A 20,723-nucleotide genomic window follows, 5' to 3' on the forward strand; every position below is an offset into this window, starting at 1 on the left:
CCCTCAGAAACTATAGACCAGCGACAATCGACTGAGCGTGTCGGTGCTGAGCCGTTCGTCGCGCGGCTCGCTCTCATATTGCACGGTGTAGGAGAATTTCGCCGATAGCGGGCCGAGCAATTTGGCCTCAAGCGCGCTGACGCTGCGTACCGTGCTGTTGTAATGTTCGAGATAGGCCGAGGCTTCCTGGCTCAGTCGCAGGCCGCCGATCAGCGTCCAGTTGAGATTCATGCTGCCGCGCGCGGCGAGGCTGCTCTGCATGAAATCGTCGGTGAAATCGGTCTGGCGGAAGGCGGGGCCGGCCTCGAGGTCGAGCGTCAGCCCGGAGCGGCGAAACACGCCGTAGCCAGCGCCGACCGAGACCGCGTAGCGGCTGACATAGCCGAGGAAGCGATCCGACTCATAGCCGAGATTGCCGTAGATATAGGCGCGGTCGCTGACCTTGTAGTTGGGCTGGTAGCCGAAGGTGTAGCGCTCGCGGCTGGTGACGCCGTCGGTGCGCTGGAAGTCGGCCTGGCCGAGCAGCCGGTGGCGCCAGCGCAGCCCCTCGCGGGTGAGGTCGGCCGAGCCGGTCAGCCCGGTGATGTTCGAGTTGCCGGTGGAGATGAACCCGCCCGCCTCGGCCTTGCCGGTCCACAACTCGAACGCGCTCGCCTGCTGCAACCGCTCGTCGTGCGCGCGCGCGCGCGCGGTGCGCCAGTCGCTCGCCTGGCGCAGCACCAGGTCGGCCGAGCCGGGGTCGCCCGCGCGCGCATATTTGACGATGGTGGCGACCCCGGCCTCGTCGTTGGCCGCGATCGCGGCGTCGAGCATGGCGCGAATCTCGGGCGGGATCGTCGGGCCGGGGATCTTGGCGAGGCTCACGCCGACATCGCCGAGCGTCGGCGGGGGCACCTCGGGTTCGGGTGCCTCGACCATCACCGGGGGCAATTCGAGCTCGGGCAGGCGCAGCGTGCCGCGGGCACGGCGCGCCGCGCGGCGGTTCTTCGCCTGTGCGAGCGGCGCCGCGGGGGCGGCGGGGGCGGCGAGCGTGAGGGCGGAGAGCGTGAGCAGGATCATCGGGTGCGATCGATACCGGTATCAGTGCGCGGTCACGCGCGGCGGAGTGAGCTGACGATGCTGCCGACGTTCATCTTTTCTACCTCCCGAGGTCCGCGCGCAGTGACGCCGAGCGCGCTGCGGCGCCTTGTCCCGCACCCGTGCGGGACCGGTCGGGCGACACCGACCTTCGTGCGACAGGGCAGCGCATAGAGAGGCTTGGCCGCGGGTGGAAGGGTGCCGCGCGTGGCGGCGCGACGAAGCGCGCGCTATATGCCGGCTATACGCGGTTTCGCCCGATCGATCTCGCCTTGCTACGGTCGCTGCGCCTAATCGACCTGCCTTGAAGGCACTGTCGCGTGACGGTGTCGCCTCGGGGAATCAGACCGATGAAGTTGCTTCAAGCGGCCGCGCTCGCCGCCATGGCCGGCGCGCCGCTCGCCGCCAGCGCGCAGTCGACGGCCGATCAGAAAGCCGACACCACCGCCGCGCCGACTTCGCCGATCACCGTCAGCGGCGCCGCCACGATCGCGTCCGACTATCGCTTTCGCGGCGTATCGCAGAGCGACCGGCAGATGGCGGTGCAGGGCGGGATCACCGTCGCGCACGAGAGCGGGCTTTATGTCGGCACCTGGGCCTCGAATCTTGCGGGCTGGGGCACGTTCGGCGGGGCGAACATGGAGCTCGACCTGATCGGCGGCTACAAGGCGAGACTGGCCGACAATGCCGCGCTCGACGTCGGGCTGACCTGGTACCTGTACCCCGGCGGCGCCGACAAGACCGACTTTGCCGAGCCCTATGTCAAGCTGAGCGGCACGGCCGGACCGGCGACGCTGACCGCCGGCGCGGCCTATGCGCCCAAGCAGCAGGCGATCGGGCGCTGGTACCGCACCGGCGCCGATGCCGCGGCGGGCGTCTACACCGATCCCGGCGCCAAGGACGACAACCTCTATCTCTGGGGTGACGGCGCACTGGCGCTCGCGGGCACGCCGCTCACCGCCAAGGCGCATATCGGTCATAGCTGGGGGCAGGCCGGGCTCGGCCCCAACGCCACCGCGGTGGCGCCGACCGGCTCCTATTGGGACTGGTCGCTCGGCGCCGACGCGACCTGGCGCAACCTGACCTTGGGCCTGAGCTACGTCGACACCGACCTCTCGGACCGGTCGTCGGCCTATCTGCGGCCGAGCTTCAGCAAGGGGCAGGACGGCACCGGCAGCATCGCCGGCGGCACCGTCCTGGCCGCGCTGACCGCCGCCTTCTGACACGGGAGAGATGAGATGCAGGACCTGCTCTGGGTCGCGATCATGGTCGGGCTGGTGGCGCTGACGCTCGCCTATGTCCGCCTGTGCGACAACGCCTGAGGAGACGCGACATGACGCTCGACCTCTGGCTGGCCGCGCTCACCGCGCTCGGCCTCCTCGTCTACCTGGTGGCGGTGCTGCTCCGCCCCGAACGCTTCTGAAGGAGGCGGTGCGATGACCTTGCAGGGCTGGTTCCTGATCCTCGCCTTCACCGGCGTGCTGCTCGCGCTGACCAAGCCGGTCGGCCTGTGGCTGTTCGCTTTGTACGAGGGGCGGCGCACGCCGCTCCACCCCGTGCTCGGTCCGGTCGAGCGCGGTTTCTACGCGCTCGCCGGGGTCGACCCGGACGAGGAGCAGGGGTGGCGTCGCTACGCGCTCCACATGCTGCTCTTCAACGTCGCGCTGATGCTGTTCACTTACGCCGTGCTGCGGCTCCAGGCGGTGTTGCCGCTCAACCCGCAGGGGCTGGGGGCGGTGGGCGAGCATCTGGCGTTCAACACCGCGATCAGCTTCACCGCCAACACCAACTGGCAGAGCTACGGCGGCGAGAGCACCATGTCGAACCTCAGCCAGATGCTGGGGCTGACGATCCACAACTTCCTCTCCGCGGCGACCGGCACCGCGCTCGCCTTCGCACTGTTCCGCGGCTTCGCGCGGCGCGAGACCAAGACGATCGGCAACTTCTGGGCCGACGTCACGCGGATCACGCTCTACCTGCTGCTGCCGCTCTGCGTCGCGATCACACTCTTCTACATTGCCAGTGGCGTGCCGCAGACGCTCGCCGGCGTCGTCGACGTCCAGACGCTGGAGGGCGCGCGCCAATCGATCCTGCTCGGGCCGGTGGCCAGCCAGGAAGCGATCAAGATGCTCGGCACCAACGGCGGCGGCTTCTTCAACGCCAACTCGGCGCATCCGTTCGAGAACCCGACCGCGCTGACCAACTTCGTGCAGATGCTGTCGATCTTCCTGCTCGGCGCCGGGCTGACCTGGACCTTCGGCAAGGCGGTGGGCAACACGCGGCAGGGCTGGGCGATCCTGGCGGCGATGATGATCCTGTTCCTCGCCGGCACCGCGGCGACCTATGCCGCCGAGGCGGCGGGCAATCCCGTGCTCCACCAGCTCGGCGTCGCGGGCGGCAACATGGAGGGCAAGGAGGCGCGCTTCGGCATCGCCGCCTCGGCGCTGTTCTCGGTCGTCACCACCGCGGCCTCGTGCGGCGCGGTCAACGCGATGCACGACAGCTTCACCGCGCTGGGCGGGCTGATCCCGCTGTTCAACATGCAGCTCGGCGAGGTCGTCGTCGGCGGCGTCGGCGCGGGGATCTACGGCTTCCTGCTGTTTGCGATCCTGGCGGTGTTCGTCGCCGGGCTGATGGTCGGGCGCACGCCCGAGTACGTCGGCAAGAAGATCGAGAGCCGCGAGGTGAAGCTGGCGGTGCTGGCGATCGCGGTGCTGCCGCTCGTCATCCTCGGCTTCACCGCCTTGTCGTCGGTGCTGCAGCAGGGGCTGGCCGGGCCGCTCAACAAGGGGCCGCACGGCTTCTCGGAGATCCTCTACGCCTTCACCAGCGCGGTGGCGAACAACGGCTCCGCCTTCGCCGGGCTGACCGCCAATACGCCTTATTACGACGGGCTGCTCGGCGTCGCGATGTGGATCGGGCGGTTCTTCATCATCGTGCCGATGCTCGCCATCGCGGGCAGCCTCGCTGCCAAGAAGTACACGCCGGAGAGCGCGGGCTCGTTCCCGACCACCGGCGGCCTGTGGGTCGGGCTGCTCGTCGGGATCATCCTGATCCTGGGCGGCCTCACCTTCCTGCCGAGCCTCGCGCTCGGCCCGATCGCCGATCATCTCGCGATGATCCGCGGCCAGCTGTTCTGAACCGGGGGCCAACATGGCGAAGACCCAGACCAAGAGCCTGTTCACGGCCGACCTCGTCGTGCCCGCGATCACGGCGAGCTTCCTCAAGCTCAACCCGAAGGAGCTGATCCGCAACCCGGTCATGTTCGTGACCGCGTGCGTGGCGACGCTGCTGACGGTCACGATCAACATCGGCGGCGACGGGCTGACGCTCGCGTTCAAGGCACAGCTGGTGGTGTGGCTATGGCTGACGGTGCTGTTCGGCACCTTCGCCGAGGCGCTGGCGGAGGGGCGCGGCAAGGCGCAGGCGGCGAGCCTGCGCGCCACCAAGGCCGAGCTCAGCGCCAAGCGGCTGAAGGGCGACGGGCGCGCCTACGACGAGGTGGCGGCGAGCCAGCTTCGGGTCGGCGACATCGTGCTGGTCGAGACAGGTGACCTGATCCCCTCCGACGGCGACGTTGTCGCCGGCGTCGCCTCGGTCAACGAGGCCGCGATCACGGGCGAGAGCGCGCCGGTGATCCGCGAGGCGGGCGGCGACCGCTCGGCGGTGACCGCGGGGACGCGCGTCATCTCCGACGAGATCCGCGTCAAGGTCACGGTGGAGCCGGGCAAAGGCTTCCTCGACCGCATGATCGCGCTCGTCGAGGGCGCCGAGCGGCAGAAGACGCCGAATGAGGTGGCGCTGACCGTGCTGCTCGTCGGGCTGACGATCATCTTCCTGATCGCGGTCGCGACGATCCCGGGCTTCGCCGCCTACACCGGCGGCAGCATCCCGGTGGCGATCCTGGCCGCGCTGCTGATCACGCTGATCCCCACCACGATCGCGGCGCTGCTCTCGGCGATCGGAATCGCCGGCATGGACCGGCTGGTGCGCTTCAACGTGCTCGCCAAATCGGGCCGCGCGGTCGAGGCGGCGGGCGACGTCGACGTGCTGCTACTCGACAAGACCGGCACGATCACGATCGGCGACCGCCAGGCGAGCGAGTTCCGCAGCGTCGGCGGTGCCAGCGACGTCGAGCTGGCCGAGGCCGCGCTGCTCGCCAGCCTCGCCGACGAAACCCCGGAAGGTCGCTCGATCGTGGTGCTGGCACGCGACCGGTTCGGGCTGCAGCGGCCGATGCCCGCGGGCGCCGAGGTGATCGCCTTCACCGCGCAGACCCGCGTCTCGGGCGTTCGCATCGGCGAGACGCTGATCCAGAAGGGTGCGGTCGACTCGATCCTGCGCGCCAACGCGGGCGCGGGCGAGACCGCCGCAGCGACCGAGCTGCGCCGCATCACCGACGAGATCGCGCGCGCCGGCGGCACCCCGCTGGCGGTGGCACGCGACGGCCGCCTGCTCGGCGCGATCTTCCTCAAGGACGTGGTCAAGGCCGGGATCCGCGAGCGCTTCGGTGAGCTGCGCACGATGGGCATCCGCACCGTGATGATCACCGGTGACAATCCGCTCACCGCCGCGGCGATCGCCGCGGAGGCAGGGGTGGACGACTTCCTCGCGCAGGCCACGCCGGAGGACAAGCTGGCGCTGATCCGCCAGGAGCAGACCGGCGGCAAGCTCGTGGCGATGTGCGGCGACGGCACCAACGACGCGCCGGCGCTGGCGCAGGCCGACGTCGGCGTGGCGATGAACACGGGCACGCAGGCGGCGCGCGAGGCGGGCAACATGGTCGACCTCGACAGCGATCCGACCAAGCTGATCGAGGTGGTCGGGCTCGGCAAGCAGCTGCTGATGACGCGCGGCGCGCTCACCACCTTCTCGGTGGCGAACGACGTGGCGAAATATTTCGCGATCATCCCGGCGATGTTCGTCGCGCTCTATCCGGGACTCGGCGTGCTCAACGTGATGGGGCTGGCGACCCCGCAGTCGGCGATCCTCAGCGCGATCATCTTCAACGCGCTGATCATCCCGCTGCTGGTGCCTCTGGCGCTCAGGGGGGTGGCGTATCGTCCGATGGCGGCGGGCCCGCTGCTGGCGCGCAACCTCGCGGTCTACGGCCTCGGCGGCCTGCTCGCCCCGTTCGTCGGCATCAAGCTGATCGACCTGGTCGTGGGCGGGCTGGGGCTGGCGTGACGCTACTCCCGCTCCCCTGAAAGGGAGGGGCAAGAAGAAGGAATGACATGACCAAGGATCTCTCTTCCGCGCTGCGCCCCGCGATCGTGCTGACGCTGCTCTTCGCCGCGCTGCTCGGCCTGCTCTACCCGCTGGCGATGACCGGGCTGGGCCAGACGCTCTTCCCGCGCCAGGCGAACGGCAGCCTGGTGCACGACGCGCACGGCAAGGTGATCGGCTCGACCGTGCTGGGCCAGGCCTTCACCGCCGACCGCTATTTCCAGAGCCGGCCGTCGGCGGCAGGCAAGGGCTATGACGGCCTGTCCTCCTCGGGCTCCAACCTCGGCCCGGCAAGCCAGCTGCTCGTCGACCGCGTCAAGGCTGATATCGTCAAGCGGCGCGGCGAGGGCGTCGCGGGCCCCTTGCCGGCCGATCTGGTGACGGCGAGCGGCTCGGGGCTCGATCCCGATCTCTCGCCGGCGAGCGCGCTGGCGCAGGCGCCGCGGATCGCGCGGGTGCGCGGGCTGACGGTGGAGCGGCTACGCGCGCTCGTCGCGGCGCAGGCGGAGGATCCCATCCTCGGTGCCGCGCACGTCAACCTGCTCGCGCTAAACCACGCGCTGGACTCGCTGTCGGGCGTCGTTGCCGACGTGCGACCTGCCGTCCGCTGACGATCGCCGAATGCCACCTTATCCCGCGAGCCAAGCGGCTCGCGGGACGGCGCCTCACACCCGCATCGGCATCAGCACGTAGAGAGCGGGGCTCTTGTCGTTTTCGCGGATCAGCGTCGGCGCGGCAGCGTCGGCGAGGTGGACCTCCACCAGGTCGGTGTCGATCTGGCCGAGGATGTCGAGCAGGTAGCGGCTGTTGAAGCCGATCTCGAACGGCATCGCGGCATAGTCGCCGGGCACTTCCTCGGCGGCGGTGCCGTTCTCCGGGCTGGTCACCGACAAGGTGATCTTGTCGCGATCGAGCGCCATCTTGACCGCGCGGGTCTTCTCGGTGGCGATCGTCGAGACGCGGTCGACCCCCTGCATGAAGCTCTTCGGATCGAGCTTGAGGATCTTGTCGTTGGCGGTTGGGATCACGCGGCTGTAGTCAGGGAAGGTCCCGTCGATCAGCTTGGAGGTGAGGATCGCGCTGCCGAGATCGAAGCGGATCTTGGTGCCCGACAGCGACACGCCGACCGAGCCGTCCACCTCGTCGAGCAGCTTGCGCAGCTCGGCGATGCACTTCCGCGGCACGATCACGTCGGGCATGTCGGCGGCGCCCTCGGGCTGGTCGACCGTCACGCGCGCCAGCCGGTGGCCATCGGTCGCCGCGGCCTTGAGCACGCCCTCGGCGACGTGGAGGAAGATGCCGTTGAGATAGTAACGCGTCTCCTCGGTGGAGATGGCGAAGCGGGTCTTGTCGATGATCTGCTTGAGCGTATCGACCGGCAGCTCGAACTGCACCGGCAACTCGCCCTCGGCGATCACCGGGAAATCGTCGCGCGGCAGCGTGCCGAGCGAGAAGCGCGCGCGCCCCGCCACGATCGTGACGCGACCATCCGCGGCGGCGAGCGATACCTGCGACCCTTCCGGCAGCTTGCGCGCGATGTCGAACAAGGTGTGCGCGGAGATGGTGGTGGCGCCCGGCTGGTCGACCGCGGCAGCAACGCTTTCGTTGATCTGGAGGTCGAGATCCGTCGCCATCAGCCGCAGCTGCCCCTCGGCGGTGGCCTCAAGCAGCACGTTGGAGAGGATCGGGATGGTGTTGCGGCGCTCCACCACCGATTGCACGTGGCTCAGCCCCTTGAGCAGCGTCGCGCGTTCGATCGTCGCCTTCATCGTCACGTCCCCCGGGCCCGCAGGTCACTCACCAGGGGCAATTGGCCGGATCGTCCTAGCCAAAAGTGAAGGGCCGGAGCAAGCGCCCCGACCCTTCGCGTCTATATGAGTGCGTGGTGCGCCCCGTGTTCCTGCGAACGCAGGAACCCAGGGTCACGCAGGTCAGCGTTCTCGGCTCCGGGCTCGCGCGTGCGCAGGAGCGCGATCGCCGCGGTGCCGGCCTCGCCTCACCGGCCGATCCTTAGAAGCGGATGCCGAGGCCGGCCATCAGCTGATGGCGGTCGAGGTCGATGTTGTAGCCCTCGATCTCGCCATAATGCGAGTAGCGATACTCGCCCTTCACGAAGGCGGTCGGGGTGAGCTTATACTCGAGCCCGGCGCCGAGGCGGAAGCCGTCCAGGTCGGCCTTTTCGACCAGCTCGCTGTCCGCGCCGGTATTGGGCTGGTAGCGGCTTTCGACCCGCGCGTTGGTGTAACCGCCCTTGGCGTAGATCATCGCCGCGGGCGAGATCACGTAGCCGAGCCGGCCGCCGATATAGAGGTCGCGCCCGGCCTCGACCGAGAAGCGGTCGCCTGCGGTCACCTCATTGTAGCTGCGGCTCTTGGTGGTCGCGTCGGTGATCTCGCCGTCGATCCCGTAGACGATGTTGCCGTTCTGAATATCGTAGCCGAGCAGCGCGCCGTAGCTGAAGCCCTCGCGGCCCTCGGAATCGCCGTTGCCGCCGTCGCGCAGATTGTCGTAGCCGGCGAGCGCCTCAAGCCGCGGGCCGCTGAAGTCGCCGTTCTGTGCCAGCGCGGGGGTTGCCAACGCGACGCCGAACGCGGCCGCGGCGGTGGCAAATGCAAACTTACGCATGTCTCACTCCAGTCCTCTCGCCCCGACCCTGGGGCGTGCGGGGTCAATTAGTTACCGCCCACGACGTTGCATGAACCTCACATAAACAGAAAAAATCGTTGCTCATGGGCCACAGCGCTTCATAGGTGAGGCGGAGGAGGCGCGAATGGGGGCAGGATCTTGCTGATTGCGACGACGCTGGCGCTGGCGGCGGAGCGCGGCGCCCTCGGCGTGTGGGAGCGCTGGGCGGCGCTGCGCGAGGGCGTGCCGCCGCACTGCTTCGCGATCGCGCAGCCGGTGCGCGACGACGGCACCACCGATCGCCGCGGCGGTTTCGCCAGTGTGGTGGCGCGCGCGGGGGCGACTCGCACGCCCAGCGTGTACTTCCGCCTGTCGCGCCCGCGCGGCCCCGACGCGCGCGTGACGCTGGCGGTGGGCGAGCGCCGCTTCGGGCTGACGGGCGATCTGGCGAGCGCGCGCGCGCCCGACGCCGCGACCGACCGCGCGATCGTCGCCGCCTTGCGAGCGGGACGGCTGATGACGCTGACCACCTCCGACCGCGCGGGACGGCCGATCGCGGACAGCTACACGCTTGCGGGCGCCCCTACCGCGATCGACGCGGCGCAGCTGGGGTGCGCGGGCGGGTAAGAATGTGACTCCTCTCCCCGCGAGGGGGGCGGGGGTGGGGCCGTGCCGCAAGCGCGCCACTCGGTAAACGACCGCGCTGCCCGCGGCAACGCCCCACCCCAGCCTTCGCCTGAAGGGTAGGGAGAAGGGGCGCCCCACGCCGAACTGGAAAGTTCCGCTCACATCGCCTATGTGCGCGCGATGCTGACAGAGCCGGCCGCCCCCATGCCCATCCCCGGGCACATCGATCCCGTGCCCGTCCCGCGCGCCGCGGTGACGCGCCCCGACGGTCGCGTCGACCTGATCGGCCTGTCCAAGGACCAGCTGCGCGAGACGCTCGCCGCCGCCGGGCTCGAGCCGCGCCAGGCCAAGCTGCGCGCCAAGCAGATCTGGCACTGGATCTACAATCGCGGCGCCACCGACTTCGCGCTGATGACCGACATCGCCAGGGCGCAGCATCCGTGGCTGACTGAGCGCTTCGTCATCGGCCGCCCCGAGGTGGTGGAGGCGCAGGTCTCCAGCGACGGCACGCGCAAATGGCTGCTGCGCTCCCCCGACGGGCAGGATTACGAGGCGGTGTTCATCCCCGACGCCGATCGCGGCACGCTCTGCGTGTCGAGCCAGGTCGGCTGCACGCTCAACTGCACCTTCTGTCACACCGGCACGATGCGGCTGGTGCGCAACCTCACCGCGGGCGAGATCGTCGGCCAGGTGATGCTGGCGCGCGACTCGCTCGGCGAGTGGCCGAGCCAGCCCGAGGGCCGCATGCTCACCAACATCGTGATGATGGGCATGGGCGAGCCGCTCTACAATTTCGACGCGGTGCGCGACGCGCTCAAGCTGGTGATGGACGGCGACGGCCTCGCGCTCAGCAAGCGCCGCATCACGCTCTCGACCTCGGGCGTGGTGCCGATGATGGCGCGCGCGGGCGAGGAGATCGGGGTCAATCTCGCGGTGTCGCTCCACGCGGTGACCAAGGAGGTGCGCGACGAGATCGTGCCGCTCAACCGCAAATACGGCATCGAGCAACTGCTCCAGGCCTGCGCCGACTATCCCGGCGCCAACAACGCGCGCCGCATCACCTTCGAGTACGTGATGCTCAAGGACAAGAACGACTCGGACGCGGAGGCGCACGAGCTGGTGCGGCTGCTGCGCCACTATCAGCTGCCCGCCAAGGTGAACCTGATCCCGTTCAATCCCTGGCCCGGCGCGGCCTACGAGACGTCGACGCCCGAGCGCGTGCGCCGCTTCAGCGAGATCATCTTCGAAGGCGGCATCTCCGCCCCGGTGCGCACCCCGCGCGGCCGCGACATCGACGCCGCCTGCGGCCAGCTCAAGACCGCGGCCGAGAAGAAGAGCCGCGCCGAGCTCGACCGGATCGCGGCGGAGAAGCAGGCGGCGCTTGGCTGAGTGGGGCGCGGTCGCGCTGGCGGCCGGGGCGGGCGCGGTCGGCGGCGCGATGAACGCGCTGGCGGGCGGCGGCACCTTCGCCACGCTGCCGGCGCTGCTCGGGCTGGGGCTGCCCGCCAATATCGCCAACGCCACCTCCAATGTCGCGCTGCTGCCCGGCGCGGGCGCGAGCGTGTGGAGCTTCCGCGACGAGCTCGGCCCGGTCGCGGGCGTGTCGCTGCGCCGGCTCGCGGCGGTGACCTTCGTCGCCGGTCTGATCGGGAGCACCCTGCTGGTGGTCACGCCCGGTCACGCCTTCGACCTGATCGTGCCGTGGCTGCTGCTGGTGGCGCTGGTCGCGATCGTGTTCGGGCCCGCCGGGGCGGCGTGGCTGGCGCGGCGAGTCACCATCGGGCGGCGCAGCCTGTTCGTCGCGCAGGCGTTGCTCGGCACCTATGGCGGCTATTTCGGCGGCGGCGTCGGGATCATGCTCACCGCCACCTATGGGCTGCTCGCCGGTGCCAGCCCGCGCGCGCTGTTCGCCCCGCGCACGCTGATGCTGGCGATGGCCAATGCCGCGGCGGCACTGGTGTTTATCACCACCGGGCTGGTGCGCTGGCAGGCGGGGGCGCCGATGCTGCTCGGCGGGATCGTCGGCGGCTGGGCCGGCGCGAGCGTGGGCAAGCGGCTGCCCGCGGGCGTGGTGCGCGGCTGGACGATCCTGGTCACCGCCGCCACCACCGCGGTGTTCTTCTGGCGCGCCTACGGCTGAGGCCGACGCGGCGCGCGCCCTCACCTCGATCAGACGATCGCGTCGGAGTCGCGCGAGAAATGGCGACCTTCCTAACCTTCGTTGACGACCATTGATCTAGGTCAAGGCTAGCTGGGCGGAAAGGAGCCGCTGATGCAGCGCTATTTCTTCAACGTGCGCGACGGCATCTCGCACCCCGACGCGATCGGTCAGGAATTCAGCACGTTGGCCGACGCCCGTGCGGCGGCAGTGCGGTTCGCCGCCGATGTGGTGCGCGACGAGGTGGATGCGCTGCTACGCGGCGAGGAGTGGCGGGTCGAGCTGGTCGACGCCGACGGCGGATTGCTGTTCGCCGTGGTTGTCGCGACCGTGAGGACGGAGCCGGCGACTTAGATATCGATCCTCCCCGCTCGTGAGAGGGGGAGGGCTATCGCATAGCACCGTGCGACGCGCCGGACGCTTCACGCCAGTCGCCATCCCCGACTTGGTCCGCAATCCATGTTTCGCCGAGAACAACAGCGAGGGCGTGCGCGGCACCGTGGATCCCGGGTCTTGGCCGGGACGACGGAATAGGTCTTGGTGCGCGGAAGTCGCCTGAACCGCCCGATGCGATCGGCCTGTCGCTCGCGGGAAGGCGGCGGCTTACGTGCGGGGAGGAGTTCATCACCCCGTCGCTCAGCCCGTCGGCCGCTCCAGCCGGAACAGCTGCTCGGGCGTGATCTCGAAATAGTCCGCTGGCCCGCCGCCCCGCGTGATCGGCCGCGCGCGCGCGGTCTGGTAGACGCCGTCCTGGATCAGCGCGCGGTCGACGTGCACCGCCACCGCTTCGCCCAGCACCAGCCACGCGGACAGCGAGCCGCCGCCGCTCGCCTCGAGCTGTACGATCTGGGTAACCACGCATTCGAACTGCACCGGGCTCGTCGCGACGCGCGGCGGGCGCACCCTGGCGGAGGGGAGCGTCTCCAGCCCCGCCAGCGCGAACTCGTCCACGTCGGGCGGCGCCATCGCAGAGGACGCGTTCATCGCCTCGGCGAGGTCGCGGGTCGCCAGGTTCCACACGAACTCGCCGGTCTCGCGCGTGTTCGCCAGCGAGTCCTTGGCGCCCACCGAGCAGAACCCGACGATCGGCGGCTTGTAGTTGAACAGGTTGAAGAAGCTGTACGGTGCCAGGTTGCGCACGCCGGCGTGCGAAACGGTGCTGATCCAGCCGATCGGGCGCGGTGCGACGATCGCGTTGAGCGGATCGTGGCGCAGGCCGTGGCCCCGGGCGGGCTCGTAGAAATGCCATTCGGTCATGACCTAACCTCTGCTAGGACGGGGACATGGGTGCAACCGCCATTCGCCGTCACCGGCTTGCCACGCGCGTGTGGCACTGGCTCAACGCGGTCGCGGTGATCGTGCTGATCGGCTCGGGGCTGGGCATTTCCAATGCGCATCCCCGGCTCTACTGGGGACGCTACGGCGCCAATTTCGATCATGCCTGGGCGCAGCTGCCGCGCTTCCCCGCCTGGCTGACGATCCCGGCGAGCTACAATCTCGCGATCTCGCGTCGCTGGCACCTGTTCTTCGCTTTGGTGCTGGCCTTCTCGCTGCTCGGCTACCTGTTCGTGAGCCTCCTCAACCGTCATATCCAGCGCGACCTGCGCCTGCGCCGCCGCGACCTCGCTCCAGCGCACATCGTCGCCGACGTGCGCGCGCACCTCGACCTGCGCTTCCACGATCCGGAGGCGCCGGGCGAGTATAACGTCCTGCAGAAGCTGAGCTACGTCGCGGTGATCTTCGTGCTGCTGCCGCTGGTGATCCTCACCGGGCTGGCGCTCTCGCCGGGGATGGACGCGGCCTGGCCGTGGCTGCTCGAGCTGTTCGGCGGGCGCCAGTCGGCGCGCTCGCTCCACTTCCTCGCGATGGCGGGGCTGGCGCTGTTCACCGTGGTGCACCTGACGCTGGTGATCCTCGCTGGCGTGGGCAACGAGCTGCGCTCGATGATCACCGGCTGGTGGCGGGTGCCGGAGTGATGTGGCACCGGCGTCAGCTGCTCGCGCGCGGCGCGGCGGGGGGCAGCGCGCTGCTGCTCGGTGCGTGCGACCGCGTCGTCCAGCAGCCCGAGGTCCGCACGATCCTGTTCAAGGGCGAGGATATCCACCGCGGGCTCCAGCGCGCGCTGTTCAACCGTAACGCGCTCGCGCCCGAGTTCCGCCCCGATCAGATGTCGCCGCGCTTCCGCACCAACGGCACGCGCGACCCGGGCACCGACGCGTACGCCGCATTGCGCGCCGAGCGCTTCGCCGACTGGCGGCTGACGGTGGACGGGATGGTGGCGAGGCCGCTCGCTTTGTCGTTGCGCGACCTCGGCGCCTTTCCGCAGCGGGCGCAGATCACGCGGCACGACTGCGTCGAGGGGTGGAGCGCGATCGGCAAGTGGCAGGGGCCGCGGCTGGGCGAGGTGCTGCGCGCCGCCGGGCTGAGCGAGCGCGCGCGTTACATCGTCTTCACCTGCGCGGACTATTATGGCGGCGCGCCGTATTACGAGTCGATCGACCTGGTCGACGCCTTCCATCCGCAGACGATCCTCGCTTGGGCGATGAACGACCGCTTCCTAGACGTCGGCCACGGCGCGCCGCTACGGCTGCGGGTCGAGCGCCAGCTCGGCTACAAGCAGGCCAAGTATCTCATGCGCGTCACCGCGGTGGAGTCGCTCGCCGGAATCGGCAAGGGGCGCGGGGGCTATTGGGAAGACAATGTCGACTACGACTGGTGGGCGGGGATCTGAACGGGTGAGGTGACCTGTTTCTTACCCGCTAGCGGGGAGGATCTTTCGGGTTCGTCCGCCCGTCTCCCCGCCGCCGCAGCGCGACGACATAGACCACCACCGCCACACCCGCGAACAGGAACCATTGCACCGCATAAGCGAGGTGGTTGTTGGGCATGCTCGCGGGATCGGGCGGTGTGTTCGCCGCCAGCCCCGTCGCGGGGCGGTCGCTCACCAGCATCAGCTCGCGCGCGCGCGGCGCCATCACCGTCGCGATCAGCGGACGCGAGTCGGGCGCATGGGCGATCCAGCCGCTCACCGCGCCGCCGCGCCACACCGGTGTCGCCTTGACGTCGCGCGTCGTGCCGATCTGCACCCGCAGCCCCGGTCCCTCGGCGCCGGTGCGGCACATCGCGATCACGCGGAACCCCGCCGCGCCCGCCCCCGCGCGCTCGAACCCGACCGGCTGGAGGCAGAAGGCGCTCGCGCGGCGGAACAGCAACGTCTCGTCGGGGAAGCGCGGGAAGGCGACCGCGGGCAGGCGTGGGTTGGCGGCGAGCTGCGCCAGCAGCGCCTCCTTCTGCGGCTTTCGCTCAAGCAGCTGCCACAGCCCCAGCGCCACCATCGCCGCCGCGGCGAGCGCGACCAGCAGCGTCGGCACGATCGGCACCCGCCTCATTCCGTCACCCGCCCCTCGCGCGCGGCGTTGCGATACTCGGCCGCGATCAGCCAGCCCTTCGCCAGCCGCAGCGAGCCGATCACCCCGGCGAGCGTCAGCGGCACCCACAGCAGCGCGTGAACCCACCAGGGCGGGGCCAGCGAGAGCTCGAGCGTGATCGCCAGCGCGACCACGATCGTGCCCCAGATCAGGGTAAGGAAAGCGGCGGGGCCGTCGCCGACGTTGAAATCGGCGAGGCGCAGCCCGCAGGCGCTACACTGTTCGGCGAAGCGCAACAGGCCGGCGAACAGCGTCGGCGCGCCGCAGCGCGGGCACAGTCCCTTCAGCCCGACGTCGAGCGGGCGCGGCGCGATCCGCTCCTCGCCCGACATGCGGCTTAGCCCGCGTGGACCGGCGCGCCCCAGCCACCCCAGACGTAGATGGTGACGAACAGGAACAGCCACACCACGTCGACGAAATGCCAGTACCAGGCGGCCGCCTCGAAGCCGAAATGCTGCCGCGGCGTGAAGGCGCCGTTGTAGGCGCGGATCAGGTTGACGATCAGGAAGATCGTGCCGACCAGCACGTGGAAGCCGTGGAAGCCGGTCGCCATGAAGAAGGCGGCGCCGTAGTTGATGCCCTTGAACGGGAAGGGCGCGTGCATGTACTCATAGGCTTGGATGCTGCTGAACAGCACGCCGAGCACCACCGTCAGCCACAGCCCCTTGAGCACGCCGTCGCGGTCGCCGACGCCGAGCAGGCCCCAGAAGCCGCGCTTCTCGCCGCCGCGCTGGTCGTGAATCAGCGCGTGGTGCGCCCACGTCACCGTGGTGCCCGAGCACAGCAGGATCAGCGTGTTGAGCAGCGGGAACTCGAAGGGATTGATCACCTCCAGCCCCTTGGGCGGCCATGTCGCGGCGATCGCCGCGGCGCCCTCGGTCGCGCGCTCCACCTGACCGTCGACGAAGGACATGGCGGTGGGGAAGAGCGAGAAGTCGAAGAAGGCCCAGAACCAGCCGACGAAGAACATCACCTCGGAGGCGATGAACAGGATCATGCCGTAGCGGAAGTGAAGCTGCACCACCGGCGTATGATCGCCGGCATGCGCCTCGCGGATCACCTGATGCCACCAGCCGTACATGCAGAACAGCACCGCGGCGAGGCCGATCAGGAAGACCCAGCCGCCCGCGGTGGCGGAGTGCATGTACATGATGCCGCCGGTCGCCAGCACCAGCGCCGCCATCGAGCTGAGCAGCGGCCAGGGGCTGGGCGGCAGGATGTGGTACTCGTGGTTCTTGGCACCCGCCATGCGCGGCTCTCCCCGTTTCGCTTATCGGCTCTCGTCTAGCCCGCTCGCCCGGCGGAATCCACCGGGTAAAATGTGTAGGAGAGCGTGATCGTCTGCACGTCCTTGGTGTCCGGATCGGTGAGGATCGCGGGATCGACGTAGAAGATCACCGGCATGCGCTGCGACTCGCCCGCCTTGAGCGTCTGCTGCGTGAAGCAGAAGCACTGGATCTTGGTGAAATATTTGCCCGCAATCGCGGGGGTGACGTTGTAGGTCGCGGTGCCCGTCGTCTCCTGCGCGGCGCGGCTGGTGGCGGCGAAGAAGGCCATGTCGCGCGCGCCGATCTCCACCACCTCCTGCTCGCGCTCGGGCTGGAAGCGCCACGGCAGCTTGGGGCTGGTGTTGGCGTCGAACGCGATCGTGATCAAGCGGTGGACGCCGCCCGGCGCGCGCTCGGCGCGGCCGGTGGTGCCGTTGAGCCCGGTCGCCTGGCAGAACAGCCGGTAGAGCGGCACGCTGGCGAAGGCGAGCCCGGTCATGAAGCAGATGCCGAGCACCGCCAGCAGCGCGGTGCGGCCGGTGCGCGTGAGCCCCAGGAACGGCCGCGGCACGCTCAATGCCCCATGCCCTGGTGGATCTTGGCGATGGTGATGAAGAAGATCAGCACCACGAAGGCGGCGAGCAGCACCGCCACCACGATCGCGCGCGCCTTCTGCCGCTTCTGGACGAGCTGTTGTTCCTCCGGCGTCATGCCACCCACCGATCCACCACGAGCGCTCCGAATACGACGAACAGGTACAGGATCGAGAAGCCGAACAGTTGCTTCTCGTGACGCATCGGCTTCACCGCACTGGTCCGACCGGCGGCGACCAAGGCGGCGAGCAGCGCGAACACCGCGGTCATCGCGGTCGCCACCACGCCATAGACCGGCCCCGCGAGCCCGAGCGGCCAGGGCGCCACCGCCACCAGCGCCATCGGGATGGTGTACAGCCCGATCTGGCGCCGCGTGACGCGCTCGCCCGCCACCACGGGAAGCATCGGCACGCCCGCATTGGCGTAGTCCGTCTTCACGAACAGCGCGAGCGCCCAGAAATGCGGCGGGGTCCACAGGAACACCAAAGCGAACAGCAGCAGCGGCAGCAGCGCCACCTCGCCCGTTGCAGCGGCCCAGCCGATCAGCGGCGGAAAGGCGCCCGCGGCGCCGCCGATCACGATATTCTGCGGCGTGCGGCGCTTCAGCCACACGGTGTAGATCAGCACGTAGAACAGGATCGAGACCGCGAGGATCGCCGCCGCGGCGAGGTTCACCGCCAGCCCCATCAGGATCACCGAGAAGGCACCGAGCCCGACGCCGAAGTGCAGCGCCGACTGCCGCTCCATTCGCCCCGCGGGCAGCGGGCGCGCCGCGGTGCGCTTCATCACCGCGTCGAGATCAGCCTCATACCATTGGTTGAGCGCCCCCGCCGCGCCGGCGCCGAGCGCGATGCACAGGATCGCGGTGAAGCCCAGCACCGGATCGACCGCCACCGGCGCCGCGAGCATCCCGCACAGGCCGGTGAACACGACGAGCGTCATCACGCGCGGCTTGGTCAGCGCGAGGAAGTCGCGCCAGTCGGCCGGCGGCAGGAGAGGGGCGGCGGTGGTCATCGCCCGCCGCTCCTACTCCGCTGGCGGGGCGAGGGAAAGGGCGCGCGCGTCGGCCGCGGCGACCTGCCCTAAACCCTCCGCCAGCGCGTCGAACACGGCGCGGTAGCGCGCGCCGCCGCGCAGGTCCTCGTGCATCACGATCCAGAGCGGCAGCGCCACGTCGAGTGCCTTGGGCAGCACACGCACCAGCGCTGGATCGCGCCGCGCCACCGCGGTCTGGCAGATGCCGATGCCGAACCCCGCCGTGATCGCCGCGACATGCGCCGCGTCGTTGTCGGTGCGCAGCGCGAAGGCGGCGCGGTCGAGCCCCGGCAGCCAGCGCGCCGCTGTGCCGCGGGTGAAGGCGGTCTCGGTGTCGGGACCGATCAGGTCGTGGTCGCGCAGGTCCGCGACGGTCGCGGGCATACCGCGCCGCGCGAGATAGTCGCGGTGTGCGTGGAAACCGAGCCGCACCGCGCCGACCCGCCGCGCTACCAGCGCCTGCTGCGCCGGCTCGACCATCCGCACCGCCACGTCGGCCTGGCGCTGGAGCAGGTCGTCGACCGAGTCGGTCAGCGCCAGCTCGACCGCCAGCCGCGGGTGCACGCGGCGCAGCGCGGCGAGGATCGGCGGCAGATGCCACACCCCCACCGCCTGGCTCGCGCTGACCCGTACCACGCCTTCGGGCGCGTCGGGCGACCCGCTCCCGGCGCGGCGCAACGCGGTCGCAGCGGCGACCAGCGCCTCGGCGTGCGGGCGCAGCGCCAGCGCGCGGTCGGTCGGCGAAAGGCCGCGCGGCGAGCGCACGAAGAGCGACCCGCCCACCGCCTGCTCCAGCCCGGCGATATGCCGCGCCACGCTCGGCTGGGTCAGTCCGAGCGCGCGCGCCGCGGCCGACAACGAGCGTTCGCGCAGCACCGCGGCGAAGCTGCGATAGACATCCCAGCTCGGATCCTGGCTCATCGATTTGCGTATAGCAGGCCACCGTTCTTTGGCAATTTTCGATGGGCTCGACGCTCGTCATCCTCGCCACGACACGAACGAGGAGAAGAGCGATGAGCAAGCGACTGGCCCTGATACTCGGCGCCACCGGCGGCATCGGCGGGGCTACCGCACGGCGGCTGCTCGACGGCGGCTGGCAAGTCCGCGCGCTGCTGCGCGGCGACGCGGCGCGGCTGGACCCACGCTGCGAGCCGGTCCGCGGCGACGCACGGGACGCCGCCGCGGTCGCCGCCGCCGCGGTCGGCGCGTCGACGATCGTCCACGCGGTCAACCCGCCGGGCTATCGCGACTGGGCCGGTCAGGTGCTGCCGATGCTCGACAGCACGATCGCCGCGGCGCGCGCGACCGGCGCCCGCGTGGTGCTGCCTGGCACGGTCTACAATTACGGCCCCGACGCCTTCCCGCTGGTCGCGGAGGACGCGCCGCAGCGGCCGGTCACGCGCAAGGGCGCGATCCGCGTCGCGCTCGAGCGACGCCTTGAGGCGCTGGCGGCGAGCGGCGCTGCCAGCGTGCTGATCGTGCGTGCGGGCGACTTCTTCGGCCCGGGCGCGGCGAACAATTGGTTTGCGCAGGGGCTGGTGACGCCTGGGGCGCGCCCGCGCGTGGTGCGCCAGCCAGGGCAGCGCGGCGTCGGGCATGCCTGGGCCTACCTGCCCGACGTGGCGGAGACGATCGCGCAACTGCTCGATCGCGACGACCTGCCCGCCTTCGCGCGCTACCATCTCGATGGCCAGTGGGACGCCGACGGACGAGAGATGGTCGAGGCGATCGTGCGCGTGCTCGGCGATCCTGCGGTGCCGATCCGCCGGCTGCCGTGGTGGCAGCTGCGCCTCGCCGCGCTGGTGGCGGAGACGCCGCGCGAGCTGATGGAGATGCGCTATCTGTGGCAGCGCCCGCTGCGACTCGACAACGCGCGGCTGGTGGCGACGCTGGGGCGGGAACCGCGCACGCCGCTGGTGGAGGCGGTGCGCGCGACGCTGGCGAGCCTGGGCTGCGTGTGAAGCCGCTAAGCGGCGACCGCATCCGCCGCGAACTGCGCGCGCAGGTCGGCGAGCGTACCCGCGATATGGTCGTGGAGCAGACGCTGGTGGGCTTCGGCATCGCGCGCCATCCAGCTATCGATCAGCCCCTGATGCTCGACGTGCGCGCGCGCGTCGCGACCCGCCGGGGCGAGATGCGCGACGGTGTAGCGCTCCGCCAGGATGCCGAGCCGCTCGACCAGCGAGGTGGTCAGCCGCCGCCCGGCGGGGCGCACCAGCGCGATGTGGAAGACGCGATTGCGCACCGCAACCTCCGCGAGGTTGCTCGAGGCCGCCTCGTCGAGCGCGTGGAACGCCGCCAGTGCCGCCTGTCGCCCTCCCTCGTCCGCCGCCAGCGCCGCGCTCGCCGACGCCGCGGGCTCGATCGAGAGGCGCAGCGCGAAGATCTCGTCTGCCTGTGCCGCCGACATCGGCTGCACCGTGTAGCCGCGATTGGCCTGGCTCGTCAGCAGCCCCTCCTGCTCAAGCCGCGCCAGCGCCTCGCGCAGCGGGATCTTGCTGACACCCAGCTCGCTGGCGAGCGCGTCCTGGCGGATCGGCATGTTGTCACGCAGCTCACCGGTGACGATGCGCTCGCGCACGATCTCGAACACGCGATCGGACAGGGTGCGGGCGATGATGCTGACGGGCATGATAGTCCTTCAAGCAGCACGGGAGCGTGCGTAGTCTGCGTATGATCTCAGCAC

At 70.2% G+C, this 20,723-nt stretch carries 24 protein-coding genes; 12 read left to right on the forward strand and 12 right to left on the reverse strand.

Annotated features, from left to right (window positions below; all coding sequences use genetic code 11):
• Positions 1-3: 3 nt before the first annotated feature.
• Positions 4-1,059, reverse strand: a complete 1,056-nt coding sequence (locus QBJ89_RS16545) for a DUF481 domain-containing protein (protein ID WP_277981578.1) — start codon at positions 1,057-1,059, stop codon at positions 4-6.
• A gap of 368 nt (positions 1,060-1,427) precedes the next feature.
• Between QBJ89_RS16545 and QBJ89_RS16550 the strand changes: the two genes are divergently transcribed.
• The 5 genes from QBJ89_RS16550 to kdpC all read left to right on the forward strand — a co-directional run bounded on the left by QBJ89_RS16550 (position 1,428) and on the right by kdpC (position 6,914).
• Positions 1,428-2,300 (forward strand): TorF family putative porin, encoded by an 873-nt coding sequence (locus tag QBJ89_RS16550; protein WP_277981579.1) that lies wholly within the window; start codon positions 1,428-1,430, stop codon positions 2,298-2,300.
• 110 nt (positions 2,301-2,410) lie between these two features.
• Complete coding sequence (gene kdpF, locus QBJ89_RS16555) at positions 2,411-2,500, forward strand: K(+)-transporting ATPase subunit F (protein ID WP_132911068.1); 90 nt, start codon at positions 2,411-2,413, stop codon at positions 2,498-2,500.
• Between the two features lie 13 nt (positions 2,501-2,513).
• Complete coding sequence (kdpA, locus tag QBJ89_RS16560; RefSeq protein WP_277981580.1) at positions 2,514-4,217, forward strand: potassium-transporting ATPase subunit KdpA; 1,704 nt, start codon at positions 2,514-2,516, stop codon at positions 4,215-4,217.
• Between the two features lie 13 nt (positions 4,218-4,230).
• A complete protein-coding gene (gene kdpB, locus QBJ89_RS16565) occupies positions 4,231-6,264 on the forward strand; it encodes a potassium-transporting ATPase subunit KdpB (RefSeq protein WP_277981581.1) in 2,034 nt (677 codons plus the stop codon).
• A gap of 47 nt (positions 6,265-6,311) precedes the next feature.
• The gene (gene kdpC / locus QBJ89_RS16570) at positions 6,312-6,914 is read left to right on the forward strand and encodes a potassium-transporting ATPase subunit KdpC (RefSeq protein WP_277981582.1); all 603 of its coding nucleotides are present in this window, start codon (positions 6,312-6,314) and stop codon (positions 6,912-6,914) included.
• 54 nt (positions 6,915-6,968) lie between these two features.
• Here kdpC and dnaN read toward each other — a convergent pair whose 3' ends face one another.
• Both dnaN and QBJ89_RS16580 read right to left on the reverse strand, forming a co-directional pair.
• A complete protein-coding gene (dnaN, locus tag QBJ89_RS16575) occupies positions 6,969-8,072 on the reverse strand; it encodes a DNA polymerase III subunit beta (RefSeq protein ID WP_277981583.1) in 1,104 nt (367 codons plus the stop codon).
• A 241-nt stretch (positions 8,073-8,313) separates the two neighbouring features.
• On the reverse strand, positions 8,314-8,928 hold the full coding sequence (locus QBJ89_RS16580) for an outer membrane protein (RefSeq protein WP_277981584.1): 615 nt from the start codon (positions 8,926-8,928) through the stop codon (positions 8,314-8,316).
• A 159-nt stretch (positions 8,929-9,087) separates the two neighbouring features.
• Here QBJ89_RS16580 and QBJ89_RS16585 point away from each other — a divergent pair, with 159 nt between their 5' ends.
• The 4 genes from QBJ89_RS16585 to QBJ89_RS16600 all read left to right on the forward strand — a co-directional run bounded on the left by QBJ89_RS16585 (position 9,088) and on the right by QBJ89_RS16600 (position 12,067).
• Positions 9,088-9,555, forward strand: a complete 468-nt coding sequence (locus QBJ89_RS16585; protein WP_277981585.1) for a hypothetical protein — start codon at positions 9,088-9,090, stop codon at positions 9,553-9,555.
• A gap of 204 nt (positions 9,556-9,759) precedes the next feature.
• Positions 9,760-10,944, forward strand: coding sequence for a 23S rRNA (adenine(2503)-C(2))-methyltransferase RlmN (rlmN, locus tag QBJ89_RS16590; RefSeq protein WP_223012641.1), 1,185 nt, complete (start codon positions 9,760-9,762; stop codon positions 10,942-10,944).
• Positions 10,937-11,695 (forward strand): sulfite exporter TauE/SafE family protein, encoded by a 759-nt coding sequence (locus tag QBJ89_RS16595; protein WP_223012642.1) that lies wholly within the window; start codon positions 10,937-10,939, stop codon positions 11,693-11,695. The genes rlmN and QBJ89_RS16595 overlap by 8 nt, the downstream gene beginning before the upstream one ends.
• Positions 11,696-11,827: 132 nt before the next feature.
• On the forward strand, positions 11,828-12,067 hold the full coding sequence (locus tag QBJ89_RS16600; protein WP_277981586.1) for a DUF6894 family protein: 240 nt from the start codon (positions 11,828-11,830) through the stop codon (positions 12,065-12,067).
• Positions 12,068-12,349: 282 nt separating this feature from the next.
• Here the strand turns inward: QBJ89_RS16600 and QBJ89_RS16605 are convergent, their stop codons facing one another.
• Entirely contained in the window at positions 12,350-12,970 is a 621-nt protein-coding gene (locus tag QBJ89_RS16605; RefSeq protein WP_277981587.1) for a flavin reductase family protein, read from the reverse strand.
• 26 nt (positions 12,971-12,996) lie between these two features.
• On the opposite strand from QBJ89_RS16605, the gene QBJ89_RS16610 reads away from it, so the two are divergent.
• Together QBJ89_RS16610 and QBJ89_RS16615 are read left to right on the forward strand one after the other, a co-directional pair.
• A complete protein-coding gene (locus tag QBJ89_RS16610) occupies positions 12,997-13,689 on the forward strand; it encodes a cytochrome b/b6 domain-containing protein (protein ID WP_277981588.1) in 693 nt (230 codons plus the stop codon).
• Positions 13,689-14,444, forward strand: a complete 756-nt coding sequence (locus QBJ89_RS16615; protein ID WP_277981626.1) for a molybdopterin-dependent oxidoreductase — start codon at positions 13,689-13,691, stop codon at positions 14,442-14,444. The genes QBJ89_RS16610 and QBJ89_RS16615 overlap by 1 nt, the downstream gene beginning before the upstream one ends.
• 28 nt (positions 14,445-14,472) lie before the next feature.
• On the opposite strand, the gene QBJ89_RS16620 is transcribed toward QBJ89_RS16615, so the two are convergent.
• Genes QBJ89_RS16620 through QBJ89_RS16650 form a run of 7 tightly spaced genes read right to left on the reverse strand, consistent with a single transcriptional unit; the run spans position 14,473 to position 18,958 of the window.
• Complete coding sequence (locus QBJ89_RS16620; protein WP_277981589.1) at positions 14,473-15,102, reverse strand: SURF1 family cytochrome oxidase biogenesis protein; 630 nt, start codon at positions 15,100-15,102, stop codon at positions 14,473-14,475.
• A complete protein-coding gene (locus QBJ89_RS16625) occupies positions 15,099-15,473 on the reverse strand; it encodes a DUF983 domain-containing protein (RefSeq protein WP_277981590.1) in 375 nt (124 codons plus the stop codon). The genes QBJ89_RS16620 and QBJ89_RS16625 overlap by 4 nt, the downstream gene beginning before the upstream one ends.
• 5 nt (positions 15,474-15,478) lie before the next feature.
• On the reverse strand, positions 15,479-16,390 hold the full coding sequence (locus tag QBJ89_RS16630; RefSeq protein ID WP_277981591.1) for a cytochrome c oxidase subunit 3: 912 nt from the start codon (positions 16,388-16,390) through the stop codon (positions 15,479-15,481).
• A gap of 35 nt (positions 16,391-16,425) precedes the next feature.
• Complete coding sequence (locus QBJ89_RS16635) at positions 16,426-16,980, reverse strand: cytochrome c oxidase assembly protein (RefSeq protein ID WP_277981592.1); 555 nt, start codon at positions 16,978-16,980, stop codon at positions 16,426-16,428.
• Between the two features lie 2 nt (positions 16,981-16,982).
• Positions 16,983-17,120, reverse strand: a complete 138-nt coding sequence (locus QBJ89_RS16640) for a hypothetical protein (RefSeq protein WP_223012649.1) — start codon at positions 17,118-17,120, stop codon at positions 16,983-16,985.
• Positions 17,117-18,016, reverse strand: coding sequence for a heme o synthase (locus QBJ89_RS16645; protein WP_277981593.1), 900 nt, complete (start codon positions 18,014-18,016; stop codon positions 17,117-17,119). Before QBJ89_RS16645 ends, QBJ89_RS16640 begins: the two co-directional genes overlap by 4 nt.
• A gap of 12 nt (positions 18,017-18,028) precedes the next feature.
• Complete coding sequence (locus tag QBJ89_RS16650; protein WP_277981594.1) at positions 18,029-18,958, reverse strand: LysR family transcriptional regulator; 930 nt, start codon at positions 18,956-18,958, stop codon at positions 18,029-18,031.
• 92 nt (positions 18,959-19,050) lie between these two features.
• Between QBJ89_RS16650 and QBJ89_RS16655 the strand changes: the two genes are divergently transcribed.
• Complete coding sequence (locus tag QBJ89_RS16655) at positions 19,051-19,998, forward strand: NAD-dependent epimerase/dehydratase family protein (RefSeq protein ID WP_277981595.1); 948 nt, start codon at positions 19,051-19,053, stop codon at positions 19,996-19,998.
• Between the two features lie 5 nt (positions 19,999-20,003).
• Here the strand turns inward: QBJ89_RS16655 and QBJ89_RS16660 are convergent, their stop codons facing one another.
• The gene (locus QBJ89_RS16660) at positions 20,004-20,669 is read right to left on the reverse strand and encodes a GntR family transcriptional regulator (RefSeq protein ID WP_277981596.1); all 666 of its coding nucleotides are present in this window, start codon (positions 20,667-20,669) and stop codon (positions 20,004-20,006) included.
• Between the last annotated feature and the right edge of the window lie 54 nt (positions 20,670-20,723).

The organism is Sphingomonas phyllosphaerae (assembly GCF_029623345.1).
GTDB lineage: Bacteria > Pseudomonadota > Alphaproteobacteria > Sphingomonadales > Sphingomonadaceae > Sphingomonas > Sphingomonas phyllosphaerae_C.